Source organism: Streptosporangium sandarakinum (assembly GCF_013409935.1).
Classification (GTDB): Bacteria; Actinomycetota; Actinomycetes; order Streptosporangiales; family Streptosporangiaceae; genus Streptosporangium; species Streptosporangium nondiastaticum.
The window spans coordinates 192,740-209,435 of the sequence record NZ_JACCCO010000001.1; the positions used below are offsets into that span (position 1 = coordinate 192,740).

16 protein-coding genes are annotated in these 16,696 nt (G+C 74.1%); 12 read left to right on the forward strand and 4 right to left on the reverse strand.

The window, feature by feature from the left end; translation table 11 throughout:
- Positions 1–72 precede the first annotated feature (72 nt).
- Positions 73–741: a response regulator transcription factor gene (locus tag HDA43_RS00950; RefSeq protein WP_312872880.1), complete on the reverse strand. Its 669-nt coding sequence runs from the start codon at positions 739–741 to the stop codon at positions 73–75.
- Complete coding sequence (locus tag HDA43_RS36235; protein WP_179817848.1) at positions 738–1,787, reverse strand: sensor histidine kinase; 1,050 nt, start codon at positions 1,785–1,787, stop codon at positions 738–740. The genes HDA43_RS00950 and HDA43_RS36235 overlap by 4 nt, the downstream gene beginning before the upstream one ends.
- 337 nt (positions 1,788–2,124) lie before the next feature.
- On the opposite strand from HDA43_RS36235, the gene HDA43_RS36600 reads away from it, so the two are divergent.
- From HDA43_RS36600 to HDA43_RS00980, 4 genes are all read left to right on the forward strand, one after another.
- Positions 2,125–2,823, forward strand: coding sequence for an MBL fold metallo-hydrolase (locus tag HDA43_RS36600; protein ID WP_376770486.1), 699 nt, complete (start codon positions 2,125–2,127; stop codon positions 2,821–2,823).
- Between the two features lie 265 nt (positions 2,824–3,088).
- The gene (locus HDA43_RS00970; protein ID WP_179817849.1) at positions 3,089–4,366 is read left to right on the forward strand and encodes an extracellular catalytic domain type 1 short-chain-length polyhydroxyalkanoate depolymerase; all 1,278 of its coding nucleotides are present in this window, start codon (positions 3,089–3,091) and stop codon (positions 4,364–4,366) included.
- 282 nt (positions 4,367–4,648) lie between these two features.
- Entirely contained in the window at positions 4,649–4,903 is a 255-nt protein-coding gene (locus HDA43_RS00975; RefSeq protein ID WP_179817850.1) for a DUF6400 family protein, read from the forward strand.
- A complete protein-coding gene (locus HDA43_RS00980) occupies positions 4,890–5,120 on the forward strand; it encodes a hypothetical protein (protein WP_179817851.1) in 231 nt (76 codons plus the stop codon). Before HDA43_RS00975 ends, HDA43_RS00980 begins: the two co-directional genes overlap by 14 nt.
- A 95-nt stretch (positions 5,121–5,215) precedes the next feature.
- Here the strand turns inward: HDA43_RS00980 and HDA43_RS00985 are convergent, their stop codons facing one another.
- Positions 5,216–5,821, reverse strand: a complete 606-nt coding sequence (locus HDA43_RS00985; protein WP_179817852.1) for a TetR/AcrR family transcriptional regulator — start codon at positions 5,819–5,821, stop codon at positions 5,216–5,218.
- 99 nt (positions 5,822–5,920) lie between these two features.
- Here HDA43_RS00985 and HDA43_RS00990 point away from each other — a divergent pair, with 99 nt between their 5' ends.
- From HDA43_RS00990 to HDA43_RS01010, 5 genes are all read left to right on the forward strand, one after another.
- A complete protein-coding gene (locus HDA43_RS00990; RefSeq protein ID WP_179817853.1) occupies positions 5,921–7,120 on the forward strand; it encodes an MFS transporter in 1,200 nt (399 codons plus the stop codon).
- Between the two features lie 164 nt (positions 7,121–7,284).
- Entirely contained in the window at positions 7,285–8,142 is an 858-nt protein-coding gene (locus HDA43_RS00995; RefSeq protein ID WP_179817854.1) for a DUF72 domain-containing protein, read from the forward strand.
- The gene (locus HDA43_RS01000; protein ID WP_246423876.1) at positions 8,096–9,322 is read left to right on the forward strand and encodes an aminotransferase class V-fold PLP-dependent enzyme; all 1,227 of its coding nucleotides are present in this window, start codon (positions 8,096–8,098) and stop codon (positions 9,320–9,322) included. The genes HDA43_RS00995 and HDA43_RS01000 overlap by 47 nt, the downstream gene beginning before the upstream one ends.
- An 84-nt stretch (positions 9,323–9,406) precedes the next feature.
- The gene (locus HDA43_RS01005; protein ID WP_179817855.1) at positions 9,407–10,006 is read left to right on the forward strand and encodes a hypothetical protein; all 600 of its coding nucleotides are present in this window, start codon (positions 9,407–9,409) and stop codon (positions 10,004–10,006) included.
- 156 nt (positions 10,007–10,162) lie between these two features.
- Positions 10,163–10,840, forward strand: coding sequence for a restriction endonuclease (locus HDA43_RS01010; protein ID WP_179817856.1), 678 nt, complete (start codon positions 10,163–10,165; stop codon positions 10,838–10,840).
- A 128-nt stretch (positions 10,841–10,968) separates the two neighbouring features.
- Here HDA43_RS01010 and HDA43_RS01015 read toward each other — a convergent pair whose 3' ends face one another.
- Positions 10,969–12,672: an AMP-binding protein gene (locus HDA43_RS01015; RefSeq protein WP_179817857.1), complete on the reverse strand. Its 1,704-nt coding sequence runs from the start codon at positions 12,670–12,672 to the stop codon at positions 10,969–10,971.
- Between the two features lie 251 nt (positions 12,673–12,923).
- Between HDA43_RS01015 and HDA43_RS01020 the strand changes: the two genes are divergently transcribed.
- Genes HDA43_RS01020 through HDA43_RS01030 form a run of 3 tightly spaced genes read left to right on the forward strand, consistent with a single transcriptional unit; the run spans position 12,924 to position 16,649 of the window.
- Positions 12,924–13,586 (forward strand): P-loop NTPase family protein, encoded by a 663-nt coding sequence (locus tag HDA43_RS01020; protein ID WP_179817858.1) that lies wholly within the window; start codon positions 12,924–12,926, stop codon positions 13,584–13,586.
- A complete protein-coding gene (locus HDA43_RS01025; protein ID WP_179817859.1) occupies positions 13,570–14,874 on the forward strand; it encodes a hypothetical protein in 1,305 nt (434 codons plus the stop codon). Before HDA43_RS01020 ends, HDA43_RS01025 begins: the two co-directional genes overlap by 17 nt.
- On the forward strand, positions 14,871–16,649 hold the full coding sequence (locus HDA43_RS01030) for an ABC transporter permease subunit (RefSeq protein ID WP_179817860.1): 1,779 nt from the start codon (positions 14,871–14,873) through the stop codon (positions 16,647–16,649). Before HDA43_RS01025 ends, HDA43_RS01030 begins: the two co-directional genes overlap by 4 nt.
- The last annotated feature ends 47 nt before the right edge of the window (positions 16,650–16,696 follow it).

Consider the following 16,696-nt stretch of genomic DNA (forward strand, 5'->3'; position numbering starts at 1 on the left):
ACATCCGGCCCGCCGTGCGCACGACAGCCAGGCGCCACGAGTGCACCAGGAGAACGCGAGAGATTCACAGGATCACTCTCGATGCCAGCGGCTCTTCGCCGCCTCCGCGACGCCAGTGCTGACGAGGCCGAGCTCGTAGGCGAGAACGGCCGCCTGGGTGCGGTCGCGGGCGCCGAGCTTGTTCAGGAGGTTGCCGACGTGCGTCTTGACCGTCTCCTTGGTGACGTGCAGCGCCGAGGCGATCTCCGCGTTGCTCTGCCCGAGCGCGATGTGCCGCAGCACGTCCAGCTCGCGCGGTGTCAACTCGACCGGCACGCGCTGCCGAGCGGTGCCCACATGCGGCGAGGCGATGCGGCGCAGCGCGTCGGGGAAGAGCACCGCGTCGCGCCGGTACACCAGGCGGACCGCCTCCACCAGTTCGCCGGCGGGCGAGCGTTTGAGCACGTAGCCGGCGGCACCCGCGCGCAGGGCCCCCCAGACGAGCTGGTCGCTCTCGAACGTGGTGACCATGATGACGCGCGTCTTCGGGGAGCGGCGGGCGAGCTCCCGGGTCGCGGCCAGACCGTCCATGCCGGGCATGCGGATGTCCATCAGCACGACGTCCGCGCCGGTGCCGGCCGCGACCGCCGCACGGCCGTCGGCGGCCTCAGCCGTGACGTCGATGTCGTCGTGGAGGGAGAGCACGGTTGCCCAACCCGAGCGGATCAGCTTCTCGTCGTCGGCCAGGACGACCCGGATCACAGCGGCAGACTCGCCCGGACGCGCCATGTTCCACCCACCTCCTCCCAGGTGCACGTCCCGCCTGCGAGCCGGGCCCGCATGCGCATGCCGGTCAGGCCGCGCCCCGGCTCCCCGGGCGTGCTCAGGGTTGCGTTGTCCATGGTCAGGGTCACTTCGGTGCCGACGGCGACGCCGAGCATGACCGGGCCTTGCCCGTGGCGCAGGGCGTTGGTGAGCGCCTCCCTGGCGATCGCGAAGGCGGCCCGCGAGGTCGCGGGGGACACCTTGCCGAGGTGGTCGACGCTGACCCGGACGTCGAGGCCGCGGGTGAGCGTGCCGAGCGCCTCCAAGGTGGGCGCCTGGCCCGCCGTGCCGTCGTCGAGCACGCTGAGCAGCACGTCGAGCTCCTGCTGAGCGTTGCGGGCGGTAGTTGCCAGATGTCCGAGCGACTGCGCGGCGAGCGCGGGGGCGGCGCGCTGCAGCGCCACCTCGGCCGCCATGGCCTGCACCAGGACGACGCTGAGGGCGTGGCCGACGGAGTCGTGCAGTTCCAGGGCGAGTGACTGGCGGCGGCCGAGCTCGTCGATCAAGCGGGACGGCTCGGAGTGCAGCAGCCGGCGCGCGGCCCAGCGCTGGCCGAAACCCGTGGCCACCATCGCGGCCAGCGCGACAACGACGAGCAGCAGCACCTCGGTCACCTTGCCGGGGTCCACGCGCCACGCCCACGGGAGCAGCCCGGGAGACAGCGCCAGCACGGTCGCGCTGAGCGTCGCGCCGACGTACAAGTGCAGGCTGGTCAGGGCCACCAGGTAGAGGCGGTCACCGCGCTCGGACACGACGACGTCGAGCAGATCCGACAGCGCGGTCACCTCCAGGCGCCGCGTCAGCGGCATCATCGCGAGCAGCACCGAGGCGGGCAGGCACGCCGCCCACAGCCCCAGCAGTCGTCCCGGCGTCAGCTCCGTCAGGATCAGCAAGCCGAGCCCCGCAGCGACCGGAGTCAGCAGCGCGGCGCCGAGTAGCTGGTAGACCCCGGCCCGCACGGCCTGGGCGAGATGGCGCTTCACGCGACTGACGTTAGCCGACGTCTCCAGGGGTGCACTCCCCCGCCGGAGGGAGGTGACGCGGACCGGTCGTTCCTGGCGTGAGCGCCATGACGAGGACTGATCACTCACGTGGCGCCGCACCCTGCTCCCCGTGACCGCCGGAACCGCGGAATCGCCGGCGACCGGCGGGCGGCTGCACAGCCAGGGCTGTCGGAGCGGTCGAGCCGGATGTCATTGGAACCCCGCCCCTGCTCGATCGCATCGCGGCCGGCTGCACGGAAGGCCGGTCCGCGCCCGCTTCGGCGACATCCGCCTGCGGCTGCCCGACCCGGCCTACGACGGGTAGCTCACCCTGGACATCGGCGGCCGCGAGATGCGCGTGATGAACCTCGGCCCCGCCCACACCGGCGCAGACTCCGTCGTGCACCTGCCCGACACGGGCGTGCTCTTCGCGGGCGACCTGCTGTTCATCGGCTGCACGCCGATCGTGTGGAGCGGCCCGATCGCCAACTGGATCGCCGCCTGCGACGCGATGCTCGCCACCGGCGCCGAGACGATCGTCCCCGGCCACGGCCCGGTCCCCGACCCCGACGGGATCCGCGCGGTGCGCGGCTACCTGGCCCACGTGGTGGAGCAGGCCGACGCTGCATACGCCCGCGGCCTGTCCTTCACCGAGGCGGTGCGGGCCGTGGACCTGATCACCGTGTTGGAGGCCATCGGGGTGTCCCGCCCGGGTGGCGGCCGTCCTCGTACCGGGCCGGTGCGGGTACGGGCCGACAAGGCCTACTCCTCCCGCGCCAATCGCACCCATCAACGCCGGCGCGGTATCCGCGCGACGATTCCCGAACCGGCCGACCAGCGGAACCACCGCAAGCGACGTGGTCGTCGGGATGGGCGCCCCCCGCTGTTCGAACGCGGCGACCACGCACCGCGCCACGCGGTCGAGTGCGGGATCAACCGGCTCAAGCGCCATCGGGCGGTGGCCACCCGCCATGACAAGCTCGCCGTCCGCCATGAGGCGACCATCCACATCGCCGTGATCAATGACCGGCTGTGACCTTCCCGGACATTCGGCCGGCTGTCACGCCGACCCGGGCAGCGGTTGATCCAACCCGGGGAGAGCATCGGTGACCGCCACGTACTACCGCGCTGACAGCGAGAACGGCGACCACATCGACGACCCCTCCGGACGCCCGGCGGGGCCGCCGTGTGGTCCACATCACAGCGGTGAAGAGTGTGTGCCCGGGACATGTCCGGGAGGTTCCGGCGGATCTACCGTGCGCTGAAAGGACCGGTGAACCCGGTTGTAAAAGGAGCACGTCATGGCCGGATCCCCCTCATCCCCCCGACTCCGCCCGTCGCCGCCCTCCGCCGTCCTCACCGCCGCCGCGACCGCGCTGCTCGCGCTGCTCGGCCTGCTCGGCGTGTCCCTCACCGGGCCGCCCGCGCGGGCGGCGTCGCTGACCCAGGTCGGCTCGTTCGGTTCGAACCCCGGCAGCCTCGCCATGTACGCCTACCGGCCCGACGGCCTGCCCTCCGGCCGGCCGCTGGTCGTGGCCCTGCACGGCTGCACGCAGGACGCGAACGGCTACTTCACGAACTCCGGCTGGCGCAAGTACGCCGACCAGTGGGGCTTCGCCCTCGTCCTGCCGCAGACCGGCACTTCCAACAACTCCTCGAAGTGCTTCAACTGGTTCGAGCCCGGCGACACCGGCCGGGGCCAGGGCGAGGCCGCCTCGATCCGCGCCATGGTCGCCCACGCGGTCACCGCCTACGGCACCGACCCCGCCCGGGTCTACGTCACCGGCCTGTCGGCGGGCGGCGCCATGGCCGCGGTGATGCTCGCGACCTACCCCGACGTCTTCAGGGCCGGGTCGATCGGGGCCGGGCTCGCCTACCGCTGCGCCACCAGCCTGGTCCAGGCCACCTCCTGCCAGTACAACGCCACGAGCAGGACCCCCCAGCAGTGGGGCGACCTGGTCCGGGCCGCCTACGGCGGCTACTCCGGCCCCTACCCCCGCGTCGCCGTATGGCAGGGCACGTCCGACCACACGGTCACCCCGGCCAACGGCGCCCAGCTGCGCGACCAGTGGACGAACGTGCGGGGCGTCTCCCAGACCCCGGCCTCCACGTCGAGCCTCCCCGGCGGCACGTCGATGAAGGTGTACGGCAACGACGACGTGCGCCTGTACGAGATATCCGGGATGGGCCACGGCCTGCCGGTCGACCCGGGCGGCGGCCCCGACCAGTGCGGCGGCACCGCGGCGTACTTCCTCGACACCATCTGCTCGGCCTACCACGACGCGCGGTTCTTCGGCCTGGACGGCGGCGGCGGACCGACCGCGACCCCGACCGCGACCCCGACGGTCACGCCCACCGCCACCCCCACCGCCACCCCGACCGCCACGCCGACGACCGCCCCGGTCTGCGTGACGGCGAGCAACTACGCCCACACCACGGCGGGCCGCGCCTACGCCTCCGGCGGATACACCTACGCCAAGGGGTCCGACGACCCCATGGGGCTGTGGAACACCTTCACCACCCACACGCTGAAGCAGACCGGTCCCGACCACTGGGTCCTGGCCGACGGCCGGTGCTGACCCGCGCGGGGTCGCGGGTCCCGGTTCGCCGGAACCCGCGACCCCGCCGTACCGGCGCCCGTGCCGCCGCGATTACCCCCCGACGCCCATGTTCGGGTAAACAGAGAGTGATCCGCCTTCCTTCCGCGAAGGTCTCCGCGCGACGCGCGGTCACGTGATCGTTGAGTGCCGGGGCGGCGTCCCCCACGGCGTCCCCGCGCCGGCCGCCCCCTCCGGGACGCTCCGGCCGCCTTTCTCCGATCACGTCGGCACCTGTCCGCCACCCCATCGGAAAGCCGCCCCATGAGCAACGACAGCACCGGCACGCCCGCCGAATTCGTGGTCGACTTCGACCTGTCCTCCCACGAGACGCGGCGACGAGCCGCGGTCGTCACCGCGCTCGGGGTGGCCTGGGATCCGCCGGCGGTTATGCGCGCCGAGCAGGAGGCCCACGACCTCCTCTACTCCGGCCTCGACCCGCAGCAGCAGGAGATCTACGACATGCTCGTGGCGGCCGGGGTCCTCCCCGGAGGAGAGGCCGGCCGTGCTGCCCATTGATCCCTGCGCCGACCTGGGCCGCCGGGCCTGGGTTCCCTGCCCCGGATGCGGCGACCACCGGGACTGCGCCGACTGCGGCGCGGGTCGCAACTGCGCCGACCACTGGCGCTACCTCCTGGGCGTCACCGGCAGCCGCCTGCACCTGCAGTGCCCCGGCTGCACCCATCTGTGGGTGCACGAGACCGGCTTCGGCGCGGGCGGCCCGCGCCCGTTCTGATCGGTGGCGCACGGCCGTATCGGATTCCCCGCCCGGTTCGCCCGGCCGTCGGCGGCTCCGGTGGCGGTGATGCCGACCCCCGTTGGTGCCGGCGGTCAGGAAGGCTCCGCGGGCATGGGCCCCAGGGCCCCGATCACGGCGTCGATCGCGGTGGCCAGACGTTCGGGGTCGTGTCCGGCGCGCTCCCGCACCCGCAGCCCCAGCACCGTGGTGAACAGCAGTTCCACGGCGGCGTCTAGGTCGAGGCCGGTGGTCGGCTCGCCGTTGCGGCGGCCCTCGCACAGCAGTGATCGCAGTGCCTGCCGGGTGACGTCGAAGGCGGCCTCGGTCCGCTGACGGACCTGGTCGTCGGTGGCGCCGAGTTCGGTGGCCGTGTTGACCACGAAGCAGCCCCGGCCGGGTTCGCCGTCGGCCGGGCAGGTGACCAGCCACAGCATCCAGTCCCGCAGCACCTGCCGGATCGGACGGCCATCGGTGTCCAGCCGCTGCTCGGCCTGGACGGACTCGGTGGCCCGGTAGTGGTCGAGCGCCCGCAGGAACAGCGTGTGCTTGTCGGTGAACGTCCGGTACAGGCTGCTGGGCGTGAGCCCGAGCTCGTCACCCAGATCACGCACCGAGGTCGCGTTGTAACCGCGCCGCCAGAACAGATCGGTCGCTCTGGTCACCGCGTCCTGCTCGTCGAACTGCCGGGGCCGTCCCATGCCGCCACTCTACCCGACTTGTGGAGCGATCGTTCCCATACTAGGGTTCGCCAACGTATGGGAGCGATCGCTCCCAAAAGAGTCGAGGGAGTATCGGTGATGACCACAGACCAGTCCGTCATCCGAACGGGCGGCCGGCGGGACCCGGAGAGGAGTCGCTGGCCGGCGGTCACCGCGGTGGCCCTGGGAACGTTCCTGCTGGTGACCGCCGAGCAACTGCCGATCGGCCTGCTGACCGCCGTGGGATCGGCCCTGTCGGTCTCCGAGGGGACGGCCGGGCTGATGGTGACGGTGCCCAGCCTGATCGCCGCGGTCGCGGCACCGCTGGTTCCGGTGCTCGTCGGCGGAATGGACCGGCGGCTCCTCCTGCTCGGCCTGATGGGGCTGATGACGCTCGCCAATGTGGCCTCGGCCATGGCGCCGGGTTTCGCCGTCCTCGTGGCCTCCCGGGTGCTGGTCGGGGTGGCGATCGGGGGCTTCTGGGCCATCGCCAGCGGTCTGGCCGTCCGGCTCGTGGCCCCCGCGAACGTGCCACGGGCCACCGCGATCATCTTCGGTGGCGTCGGAGCCGCGAACGTCTTCGGCGTTCCGCTCGGCACGCTGCTCGGTGAGTTCTCCGGCTGGCGCGTCGCCTTCGCGACGCTGAGCGGCCTGGCGCTCGTCGTGCTGCTCGCGCTGCTGGCCGTACTGCCGCCACTGGCCGCCTCCCAGCCCGTCCGTCCGCGGCTCCTGGCCGGGCAGTTCCGCAACCCGGGTGTACGCGTCGGCATCCTCGCGACGTTCCTCATCGTGACCGGCCACTTCTCGGCCTACACCTTCGTGAGCCCGGTGCTCCAGAAGCTGTCGGGGATCGATGAACGACTCGTCGGTCCGTTGCTGTTCGGGTTCGGCGTGGCGGGCATGGTCGGCAACTTCGTCGCCGGTGCCGCGCTGGCGCGCCGTCCGCACCGGACCGTGCTGGTCATCGCCGTCACCCTGGCGGCCGCGATGCCGCTCTACCTGCTGCTGGGCCGGGGGGTGATCGGCGGGGCCGTACTGCTGATCGCCTGGGGCCTGGCCTTCGGCGGCGTGTCGGTCGGCCTGCAGACGTGGATGATCAAGGTCGCGCCACAGGCCGTGGAAGCGGCCTCCTCCCTCTGGGTGGCGGTGTTCAACCTGTCGATCGGCCTCGGCGCGCTGGTCGGCGGCGTCATCGTGGACTCCCTCACCCTCCAGGCCGTTCTGTGGCTCGGCGGCGCCTGCGCCCTGGCGGCCGCGCTGGCGGTCTGGAGCGCCCGCGCCGACGAGAACCTGCGATGACAGCGGCCCTCACGCCACGCGGCGGCGGCTCCGCTCCGGCGTGGTCCGGTCACCGGGCACGCCCCCGGCCCGGTGCGGGGCCGTCCGCCCCGGGGCCGCCCGTGTCGGGGCCGTCCCACCGGGCAGACCTGCCGGTGCGGGGCGGCGACCGACGGGAGAGGCCGATGATGTTCGTGGGGACCTCCGGCTGGCAGTACGCCGACTGGCGCGGTGAGCTGTACCCTCCGGGGCTGCCCCAGCGGCTCTGGCTGGAGCGCTACGGCGAGTGCTTCGCCACCGTCGAGAACAACAACTGTTTCTACCGGCTCCCGGCCCGCGAGACGTTCGAGGACTGGGCGGCGCGCACCCCCGCCGGATTCGTCATGGCCGTCAAGGCGAGCCGCTTCCTCACCCACGTCAAACGGCTCAAGGACCCCGAGGAGCCGGTCGGGCGCATGCTGGCGGCGGCCGGCGGCCTGGGCGACAGGCTCGGCCCCGTCCTGCTGCAGCTCCCGCCCACGCTGCGGGCCGACCCCGGGCGGCTCGACGCGTGCCTGCGGGCCTTCCCCGGCGGGGTGCGCGTCGCCGTCGAGCCGCGCCACCCGTCCTGGTGGGCCGAGCCCGTCCGCGAGGTGCTGTCGGCGCACGGCGCGGCGCTGTGCTGGGCCGACCGGCTGGGCCGTCCCGTCTCCCCGCTGTGGCGCACCGCCGACTGGGGGTATCTGCGCTTCCACGAGGGACGCGCCCTCCCCCGGCCGTCCTACGGCGACGCCGCGCTCCGCTCCTGGCTGCGCCGCCTGGACCGGGAATGGGGTCGCGACCGCGACGTCTACGTGTACTTCAACAACGACTCCGGAGGGGCCGCCGTACGGAACGCGATACGTTACGCCGCGCTCGCGCGGGCCGAGGGCCGGCCGGTGAGCCGCACCCCCGGCGCCGTCCGCGACATCCCGGCCGAGGCGCGGGGCGACGCCACCGAATACGGTGGGGGTGTATATGACGGCACCGGAAACGGGAGAGATCATGGCCATGGCCGCGGGTGACGGCATCGACATCGAGAAGGTCCGCCTGGACACGCCGGGCTGCGCGTCCGTCGCGCACCTCAACAACGCGGGGGCGGCGCTGCCACCGGCCCCGGTGCTCGACGCGGTGACCGAGCACCTGCGACTGGAGGCCCGCACCGGCGGTTACGAGGCCAACGACCTGGCCCGGGAGCTGACCGAGGGGTTCTACGACGCGGTGGCCGGGCTGGTCGGCGCCCACCGCGACGAGATCGCCTACGTGGAGAACGCCACCCGCGCCTGGGACATGGCGTTCTACGCGGTCCCGTTCGCCGCCGGCGACCGGATCCTCACCACCACCAGCGAGTACGCCAGCAACGCCATCGCCTTCCACCAGGTGGCGAAGGCGCGCGGGGTGAGCGTGGAGGTGCTGCCCGACGACGGGGACGGGCAGCTGTCCCTCGACGCGCTCGCCGCGGAACTGGCCCGGGGCCGGGTGCGGCTCGTCGCGATCAACCACGTTCCGACCCACAACGGCCTGGTCAACCCGGCCGCCGAGGTGGGCCGCCTGTGCCGGGAGACGGGCGTGCTGTTCCTGCTGGACGCCTGCCAGTCGGTGGGCCAGCTCGCCGTGGACGTCGGGGAGATCGGCTGCGACATGCTGTCGACGACCGGCCGCAAGTTCCTGCGCGGCCCGCGCGGGACCGGGTTCCTGTACGTGCGGCGCGACCTCCTCCGGGAGCTGGAGCCGCCCTTCCTCGACCTGCACTCGGCCGTCTGGACCGCCCCGGACCGCTACGAGATCCGCGACGACGCCCGCCGGTTCGAGACATGGGAACGCTACGTCGCGGGCCAGATCGGGCTGGGCGTCGCCGCCGGATACGCCGCCGCCCTGGGCGTGCGGGCCATCGAGGAGCGGGTGACCGGCCTGGCCGCCCGCCTGCGCGAGGAGCTCGCGGCGACGCCCGGCGTGACGGTGCTGGACCGCGGCGCCCGCCGCTGCGGCATCGTCACCTTCACCGTCGCGGGCCGCGAGTCCGCCGAGATGAAGGGCGTCCTGCGGGAGCGCGGGATCAACGTCAGCGTCACCGACCACACCCACCAGCGTCTCGACCCGAACGCCGTCCCCGCCGCGGTGCGCGCCTCGGCGCACTACTACAACACCGACGAGGAACTGGGCCTCCTGGTCTCCGCCGTCCGGGAGCTCGCACCGCGACGTTGAGCACCCTCCGTGTCGGGGACGTCACAGCGGGGATAACCGGGAGGAGTCCGCCGATCCCGGCGCCGTGACGTTCCAGGGGGAGATATGGCTGCTCGAAGTGCCGGACCCGCCGCCGTGACGATGGCGGCGCTGCTGACGGCGACCCTGCTCGGCGGGTGCGGCGGCGACCGGCGGCCGGCCGCCCCGCCGCCCGAGGTCCCGGTGGTCGCCACCTCGCCTGCGGCGGCCCCTCCGCCGCACGCGGGCCCCGACCTCGCGTACGAAGGGGAGTGCCCCACGGGGGCCAACGCCAGGCCGCTCGCCAAGACGCGCTTCGCGCTGCACGCGGGCCTCGCGCTGGGGGCGTTCCACCGCTACATCTACCGGCCGCTGCGCAGCGGCGGGTTCAAGGCCGGGGCGGAGAAGCGCAAGCGCACCTTCGCGAAGGCGGCGGTGGCGGGCCTGTTCACCATCCACGAGCTGAAGGTGGCCCGCGGCTTCGCGCTCGCCAACCCGAGCCTGTGCCGGAGCGTCAAGGCGGTGAGCGACCGCTTCGACGCGCTGACCGCCAAGCTGCGCAACGGCACGGCCACCGAGGCCGACGTGACCTCGGGCAGGCAGGCGTTCAGCCAGCTCCAGCAGGGCGCCGCGCGGAACGGCTACGACTTCAAGGAGAAGAACGTCACCGTACCCGGCGCGAGCTGACCGGCCCGGCGCTCCCGCGGCGTCGCGGGAGCGCCGTACGGGTACGGCGGGGCCGCGCGAGTTGCGGCCCGGCGGGGTTGCGGGCCCCGATCGGGGGAAACGGTTCCGCCGAGGGCGCGAGCGCCCGATCCCCCTACCCCCGCGGGAGCTGACACGATGCCGAGCCGACGACCGGCCAGGGGACGCCGGACCGGAACGAACCGGACCGGGAGGAGGAAGGGCCGGCGCGGCGGAGGGTTCGGGTGGACCGACCTGTTCCTGTGGGGCGTGGCCGCCGTGCTCGCCTACGCCGCGCTGCGCAGCGCGCTGCCGTTCGCCCGGTCGCACCTGCCGTGGTTCGTGGCGTCGGCCGTCGCCGTGCTCGCCGCGGCGGCGGCCGTGCCGATCGTCCGGGCCCGGACGGTCGCCGCGCGGCAGCGCCGGTGGTTCGAGGCCAACCTGGAGCTGGAACGGGTCGACCGGCTGACCGGCCCGGAGTTCGAGACGCTCACCGCCGGGCTGCTGCGCCGGGACGGTTTCCGCCAGATCCGGGAGCTGGGCGGCTCCGGCGACCGGGGCGTGGACCTCACCGCCGTCGGCCCGGACGGCCGGCGCTACGCCTTCCAGTGCAAGCGCTACGCCGGCAGCGTCGGCGCCCCGGAGGTCCGCAACTTCCTGGGCGCCCTGGCCCACGCGTTCGCCGGGCACACCGGTGTGCTGGTCACCTCCGGGCGGCTGACCCGCCAGGCCCTCGCCGAGGCCGGGGAGGCGGGCCTGATCCTCGTCGAGCGCGACCGGCTGGCCGGCTGGCTGCGGGGCGAGCCCCTCCCCCACGAGCCTCTCCGGTCCGGCTGATCCGCGCCACCGCGGCGGCCGGGGGCCGTCCCCCGGCCGCGTGGAGCGTCCCTCGCGACGGACTCCGGGGACGCTCCGGGCGAGCGGCCCCCGCCCTCCCGGAGCGTCCGGAGCACGGGGGCGCCCGGTCAGGAGCGCAGCTCGGGGAAGTCCTCGTCGCGCCACTCCGCGGGCCGCCCGCCCCCGGGCAGGGCCTCCTCCTCCAGGCCGCGCAGCTCGACCCGGCGGATCTTGCCCGACACCGTCTTCGGCAGCTCGGCGAACTCCAGGCGGCGCACCCGCTGGTACGGCGGCAGCCTCTCGCGGGCGTGGCGCAGGATGGCCAGCGCGGTTCCGCGGTCCGGCTCCCACCCGGCCGCCAGGGCGACGTACGCCTTGGGCACCGCCAGCCGCAGCTCGTCCGGCGCGGGCACCACGGCCGCCTCCGCCACCGCGGGGTGCTCGACGAGCACGCTCTCCAGCTCGAACGGGGAGATCTTGTAGTCGGAGGACTTGAACACGTCGTCGGTGCGGCCGACGTAGAAGACGTAGCCGTCGGCGTCGCGGGTGGCGACGTCACCCGTGTGGTAGTGGCCGCCGGCGGTGGCCCGGGCGTGGCGCTCGTCGTCGCCGCGGTAGCCGGTCATCAGTGAGACGGGCCGGCGGCCGAGGTCGATGCAGATCTCCCCCTCGTCGCCGGGCCGCCCGGTGACCGGGTCGATCAGCACCACCGGCACGCCGGGCAGGGGCAGCCCCATCGAGCCCGGTTTGACCGGCATACCGGGGATGTTGCCGACCGACAGAGTGGTCTCGGTCTGGCCGAAGCCGTCACGCAGGGTCAGCCCCCAGTGGCGGCGGACCTGCTCGATCACCTCGGGGTTGAGCGGCTCGCCCGCCGAGACGACCTCCCGCAGCCGGCCGGGACCACCGGACAAATCAGCCTTTATCAGCATCCGCCATACCGTGGGCGGGGCGCAGAACGTCGTCACCCCCGCATCGCGGATCCGCTCCAGCAGCGCCCGCGGGTCGAACCGCCGGTAGTCGCAGACGAAGATCGTGGCCTCGGCGATCCAGGGCGCGAAGAAACAGCTCCAGGCGTGTTTGGCCCAGCCCGGCGAGCTGATGTTGAGGTGCACGTCGCCGGGGCGCAGGCCGATCCAGTAGGCCGTTGTCAGGTGGCCCACCGGGTAGGAGACCTGGCTGTGCTCGACCAGCTTGGGCCTGCTGGTGGTGCCGGAGGTGAAGTACAGCAGCAACGGGTCGTCCGGCGAGGTGCCCGGGTGCGGTGCGGGCGGCGCCGGGGCGGCGTGGGCCTCGGAGTAGTCCGCCCAGCCCGCCGGGGCGCCGCCCACGCCGATCCTCGTGTAGTCGCCGTCCACCCCGTCGAACTTGGCGGCGTCGGCGGCGTTGGCGACGACGTGCCGCACGCCGCCCCGCTCCACACGGTCGGGCAGGTCGGCCGGGCCGAGGGCGGTGGTGGCCGGGAGGATCACCGCCCCGAGCTTCATCACCGCCAGCATCGACTCCCACAGCTCCACCTGGTTGCCGAGCATCAGCAGGACCCGGTCGCCCCGGGAGACGCCGTGGGCCGCCAGGAACGCCGCGACCGCGTCGGAGCGGCGGGCCATCTCGTCGAACGTGAGGCGGGTCTCCGAGCCGTCCTCCCGGCTCACCCACAGGGCCGTGCGGTCGTTGCCCCGGGCGATCGCGTCGAACCAGTCCACGGCCCAATTGAAGGGGCCCTCGAAGCGAGGCCAGGCGAACCGCGCGACCGCCCCGGCGTGGTCGCCACCCGCGCCCAGCAGTCCGTCGCGGGCCCTGCGGTAGATCTCGGTGTTGCCGGTGGCGCCCATGGCGGCGGCTCCTCTCGACGGTCGCCCATCGGTGATCACCACACGGTACGCCCGCGCCGCCGCCTCCGGCAGCCCTCCACCGGCCGCCGTCCGGCGGCGGCACGGGCGTACGACCCTGGAAAAAGACCGATTCCCTATATTCCGCAGGACCGAAAAAGGATTTCCGGCAGACTTCCCGATAACCTTCCGTATTCCAATTCCGGTGCGTTATAGAAGTAAGTACCCCCGGCGACATATGGAGTGATGAATTCGTGACGGGACGGCCGCTTCAGCTGGACGGCCTTTCCTGGGAGCACGGAGGAAGGCCCCGCACCCTGAACCCGGGTCTCCTGTCGGTCGCGGCGGGCCGGGTCGGGGTCGTGCTGGCGGAGGACGCCGGTGACGCGGACGCCTTCGCCGACCTGCTGCTGGGCCGGGCGTGGCCGATCCGTGGCCGGATACTGAGCGGGAAAGAGGAGGTCACCTCACTGTCCTCCCGGGAACGCGGAATCGCCCTGGTGCCGGCCGGGGGCGGGTTGCTGCCCCACCTGACGATCGAGCAGAACATCGTTTTCGGGTTGCGCGGCCGCGACGAAAAGGGACACCGGTACGGAAGGGACTTCCTGCGGGGACAGGTGCGTTTCATCACCGACCGGCTCGACCTGGGCGTGCCGCTCGACCGCCGGCCGTACGACCTGTCCGCGGACCAGCGGCTCTGGGTGGCGCTCGCCCGCGCGATGTGCTACTGGCGGCGGCCGAACGCGGTGCTGGTGGAGGACCGCGCCGGCCACCCGCCCTGCCACTCGGTGGTGGGCAGGAGCCTGGCCGCCCTCCCGCACCTGCCGGTCCTGGTGGTCGGCGACGAGGACGACCGGATCGAGACACTGGGCACCCCCTCGGCCCGATGGGAGGTCGTCGATGCGGATGAACCGTAGGCGGGCCCTGGCCGCGCTGTCCGGACTGGCCGCGGCAGGGCTGACCGGCTGCTCCGCCGAGCGGCCCCTGCGGGTCGCGGTGGTGTGGAGCGGCTGGGAGCTGGCCCGCTTCCGCCGGGTCCTGGAGGGCGAGCCGGTGACCGTTTACTCGGCGGGGAACGACATCGCGGCGCTGCTGCGGAAACCGGTGGCCCCGGCCGCGACCCCCGACGTGGCGATCGTGCCGCAGCCCGGCCTGATCCGCGACCCGGAGATCCGCTCCCGGCTGCAACCGCTCACCTCGCAGGACCCGTCGTTCTGGCGGGACCTGGTGACCGGCCCGGGCGACGGGCAGGCCAAGGGCGTCTGGTTCAAGGTCGCGCACAAGTCGCTCGTGTGGTATCGGCCGGAGGCCGTGGCGTCGCCGCCCACCGGCTGGGAGGCGTGGTGGGCGCTGTGCCGGGACCGCGCCGCCTCGGGCCGCCCGCCGCTCTCCGTGCCCGCGGCCGACGGGTGGGCCCTCACCGACTGGTTCGAGAACGTCCTCCTCGGCCACGCCCCCGACCTGTACGGCAGGCTGCACCTGCTGGACCCGGCGGACTGGGGGGACGAGCGGGTGGCGCAGGCGTTCATCCGGCTGGCGTGTCTGTGGTCCATCCCCGGCCTGGTCCCCGGCGGCGGGCGGCGGGCGCTGGTCACCCAGTTCCACGACGCGATCCTCGACGTCTTCCGGTACGGCCGCGCCGACATGGTGGCCGGCCCCGACTTCGCCTGGCCGGTCATCGACCGCTACCGCTCCCCGGGCCGGGAGGCCCGCTGGTTCCGCTTCCCCTGCTCGGCTGGAGAACGGCCGCCCCTGCTGGTCGGCGGGGACGCCGTGGTCGCACTGGCCTCCTCCGAGGAGCGGGGCGAGCGGTTCGTTGCGCGGCTCACCGGCGGGGAGATGCGCGAACGGCTGGCCCCCTGGGCCAGGGCCGGTGGGTTCCTGTCCCTCGGCGCCGGCCTGCGCGACGACGACTACCCCGCGCCGGTGCGGCCGCTGGCGCGCGAGCTCCGTGAGCTCCGCGGACTCGCGGAGTCCGGGAAGCCCGGCGCCCAGGCGACCGGCCGCTCGATCGCGTTCGACCTGTCCGACCAGCTCGGCGGCGCCCTGGCCGGCGGGGACGGACAGGGGCTCTGGCGCATCCTGACCGACCTGTTCGCCGCGGTCGCGGTGGATCCCTGTCCGCCCGGCAAGGCCGAGGAGGCCGCGCGGACCGCGCACGCCGCAGCGGTGGAAGCGGCGGCCTCGCGGGCGGACGGGTCATGAGCCGCGACGACGCCTTCCTCTTCGAGGCGGCCCCGTACCACGACATGCGCGCGCCGGCGAAGTCACCCGGCCGCGGGCGGTGGAAGGCGTGGCTGCTGTTGCTGCCCGCCGCCGGGCTGGTGGTCGCCGGCCTGCTCGTCCCGCTGGCCGCGACCGTGGTGACGAGCCTCACCGGGAAGGGCGGCCTGGACGCCTACCGGGACGTCGTGAACGACGCGCAGGTCCGGACGGCCCTGCGGAACAACGCCGACTGGCTGGGGCTCGCACTGGTGGTCTGCGCGCTCGGGCTGGGCCTCGCCTGGCTCGCCCGGGGTGTGGGACCGCGCCTGCGGAGGCTGCTGGTGGTCGCGCTGACGCTGCCCACGGTGACGTCCCCGCTGACCGCGGGCGTGATCTTCCGGATGATCTTCGCTCCCGACCCAGGCCTGGGCACGGTGAACGCCCTGCTGCCCGAGCCGGTGCTCTTCACCGGCCGCGGCTGGATCTGGCTGGTGCTGGGCCTGGCGTTCGCCTGGCAGTGGACGGGGCTGGCGTTCCTCGTCTTCCACGTGGGCCTGGCCAACCTTCCCGAGGACCTGCTGCGGGTGGCCGGGGCCTTCGGCGCGGGGCCGCTGCGGCGCCTGCGCGCGGTGACGGCGCCCGCGCTGTTCCCCACGGCGGCGGTGGCGCTGCTGATCGTCCTCACCGCCGCGGCCCGGGTGTTCGACCTGGTCCTGGTGGGGGCGCCGGGTTCGGTCCAGCCGGAGGTGGACGTCGCCGGGCTGCTGTGGTGGCGCCGCCGTACCGTCCTCGGGGACGAGCGGGCGGCGGCGCTGGCGGTCCTGCTGACCGTGACGGCCGTCGCGGTGGCGCTGGTCGTGCTGGGGCGGCTGCGCCAGGACTGGCCCCATGCCGAGCGTCCGTGGCGGTGGCCGCCGCAGCCCGCGCCGGGCGGCCCCCGCGGGCCGCGGCGGACGGCGGCCGGGGCGGGAGACGCCCGATGGCCGCGGCGGGTGGCGGCCGGGGCGGTCACCGGCCTCTGGGCGTTCCCCTTCGTCGTCCTGCTGCTCACCTCGTTCCGGTCGCCGGACGCCGTGGCCACCTCCGGGTGGTGGACCGGCGGCTACGGGGCCGGCTCGTACGGCGAGGCGCTCGACGGCGGCTTCTTCGCGGACGCGCTGTGGGCCACGGCGCAGCGCGGGCTGCTGGCCGCCCTCCTCGTCGTGGTACCGGCGGTGATGGCCGCCTACGCCCTGACCCACGCGGCCCTCCCCCGCCGCGCGCGGCGGGCCGCCACCGCGGCGGCGGTCGTGCTGGCCGTCCTGCCGCCGCAGGCGCTGGCCGCGCCGCTGGGGTGGGCGCTGGGCGGGGTGCTGGGCAGCACGCTCGCCCTCAGCCCGGTGCACGCCGCGCTGCTGCTGCCCCTGGGGGTGCTGCTGCTGCGCAACGCGTTCATGTCGGTGCCGCGGCCTCCGGTGACCCGGCCGGTGGCGCCGCGCCGCACCGCGCGACGCTCGGCGCTGGCGCGGGTGGTGGGCGAGGCGGCCCCCGCGGTGGCGACGGTGGCGGTGCTGTCGTTCGTGCTGGTCTGGAACGACCTGGTCGTCAGCCTGCTGCTCAACTGGCCGGCCGCCGACCAGGCGCCGCTGACCATGCGGCAGGCGTCCCGGTACTTCACGACCTCGGCCGGGGAACTCGCCGCGCAGGGGGTGCTGATGACGGCGGTGCCCGCGGTGTTGCTGCTGGTGACCGGCGGGTGGCTGGTGCGGGGGCTGACGCAGGGGGTCCGCCGATGAGGCCGCGCGGGGCGCCGCGGCCCCGGGACAGGGCGCCGGCGGACAGG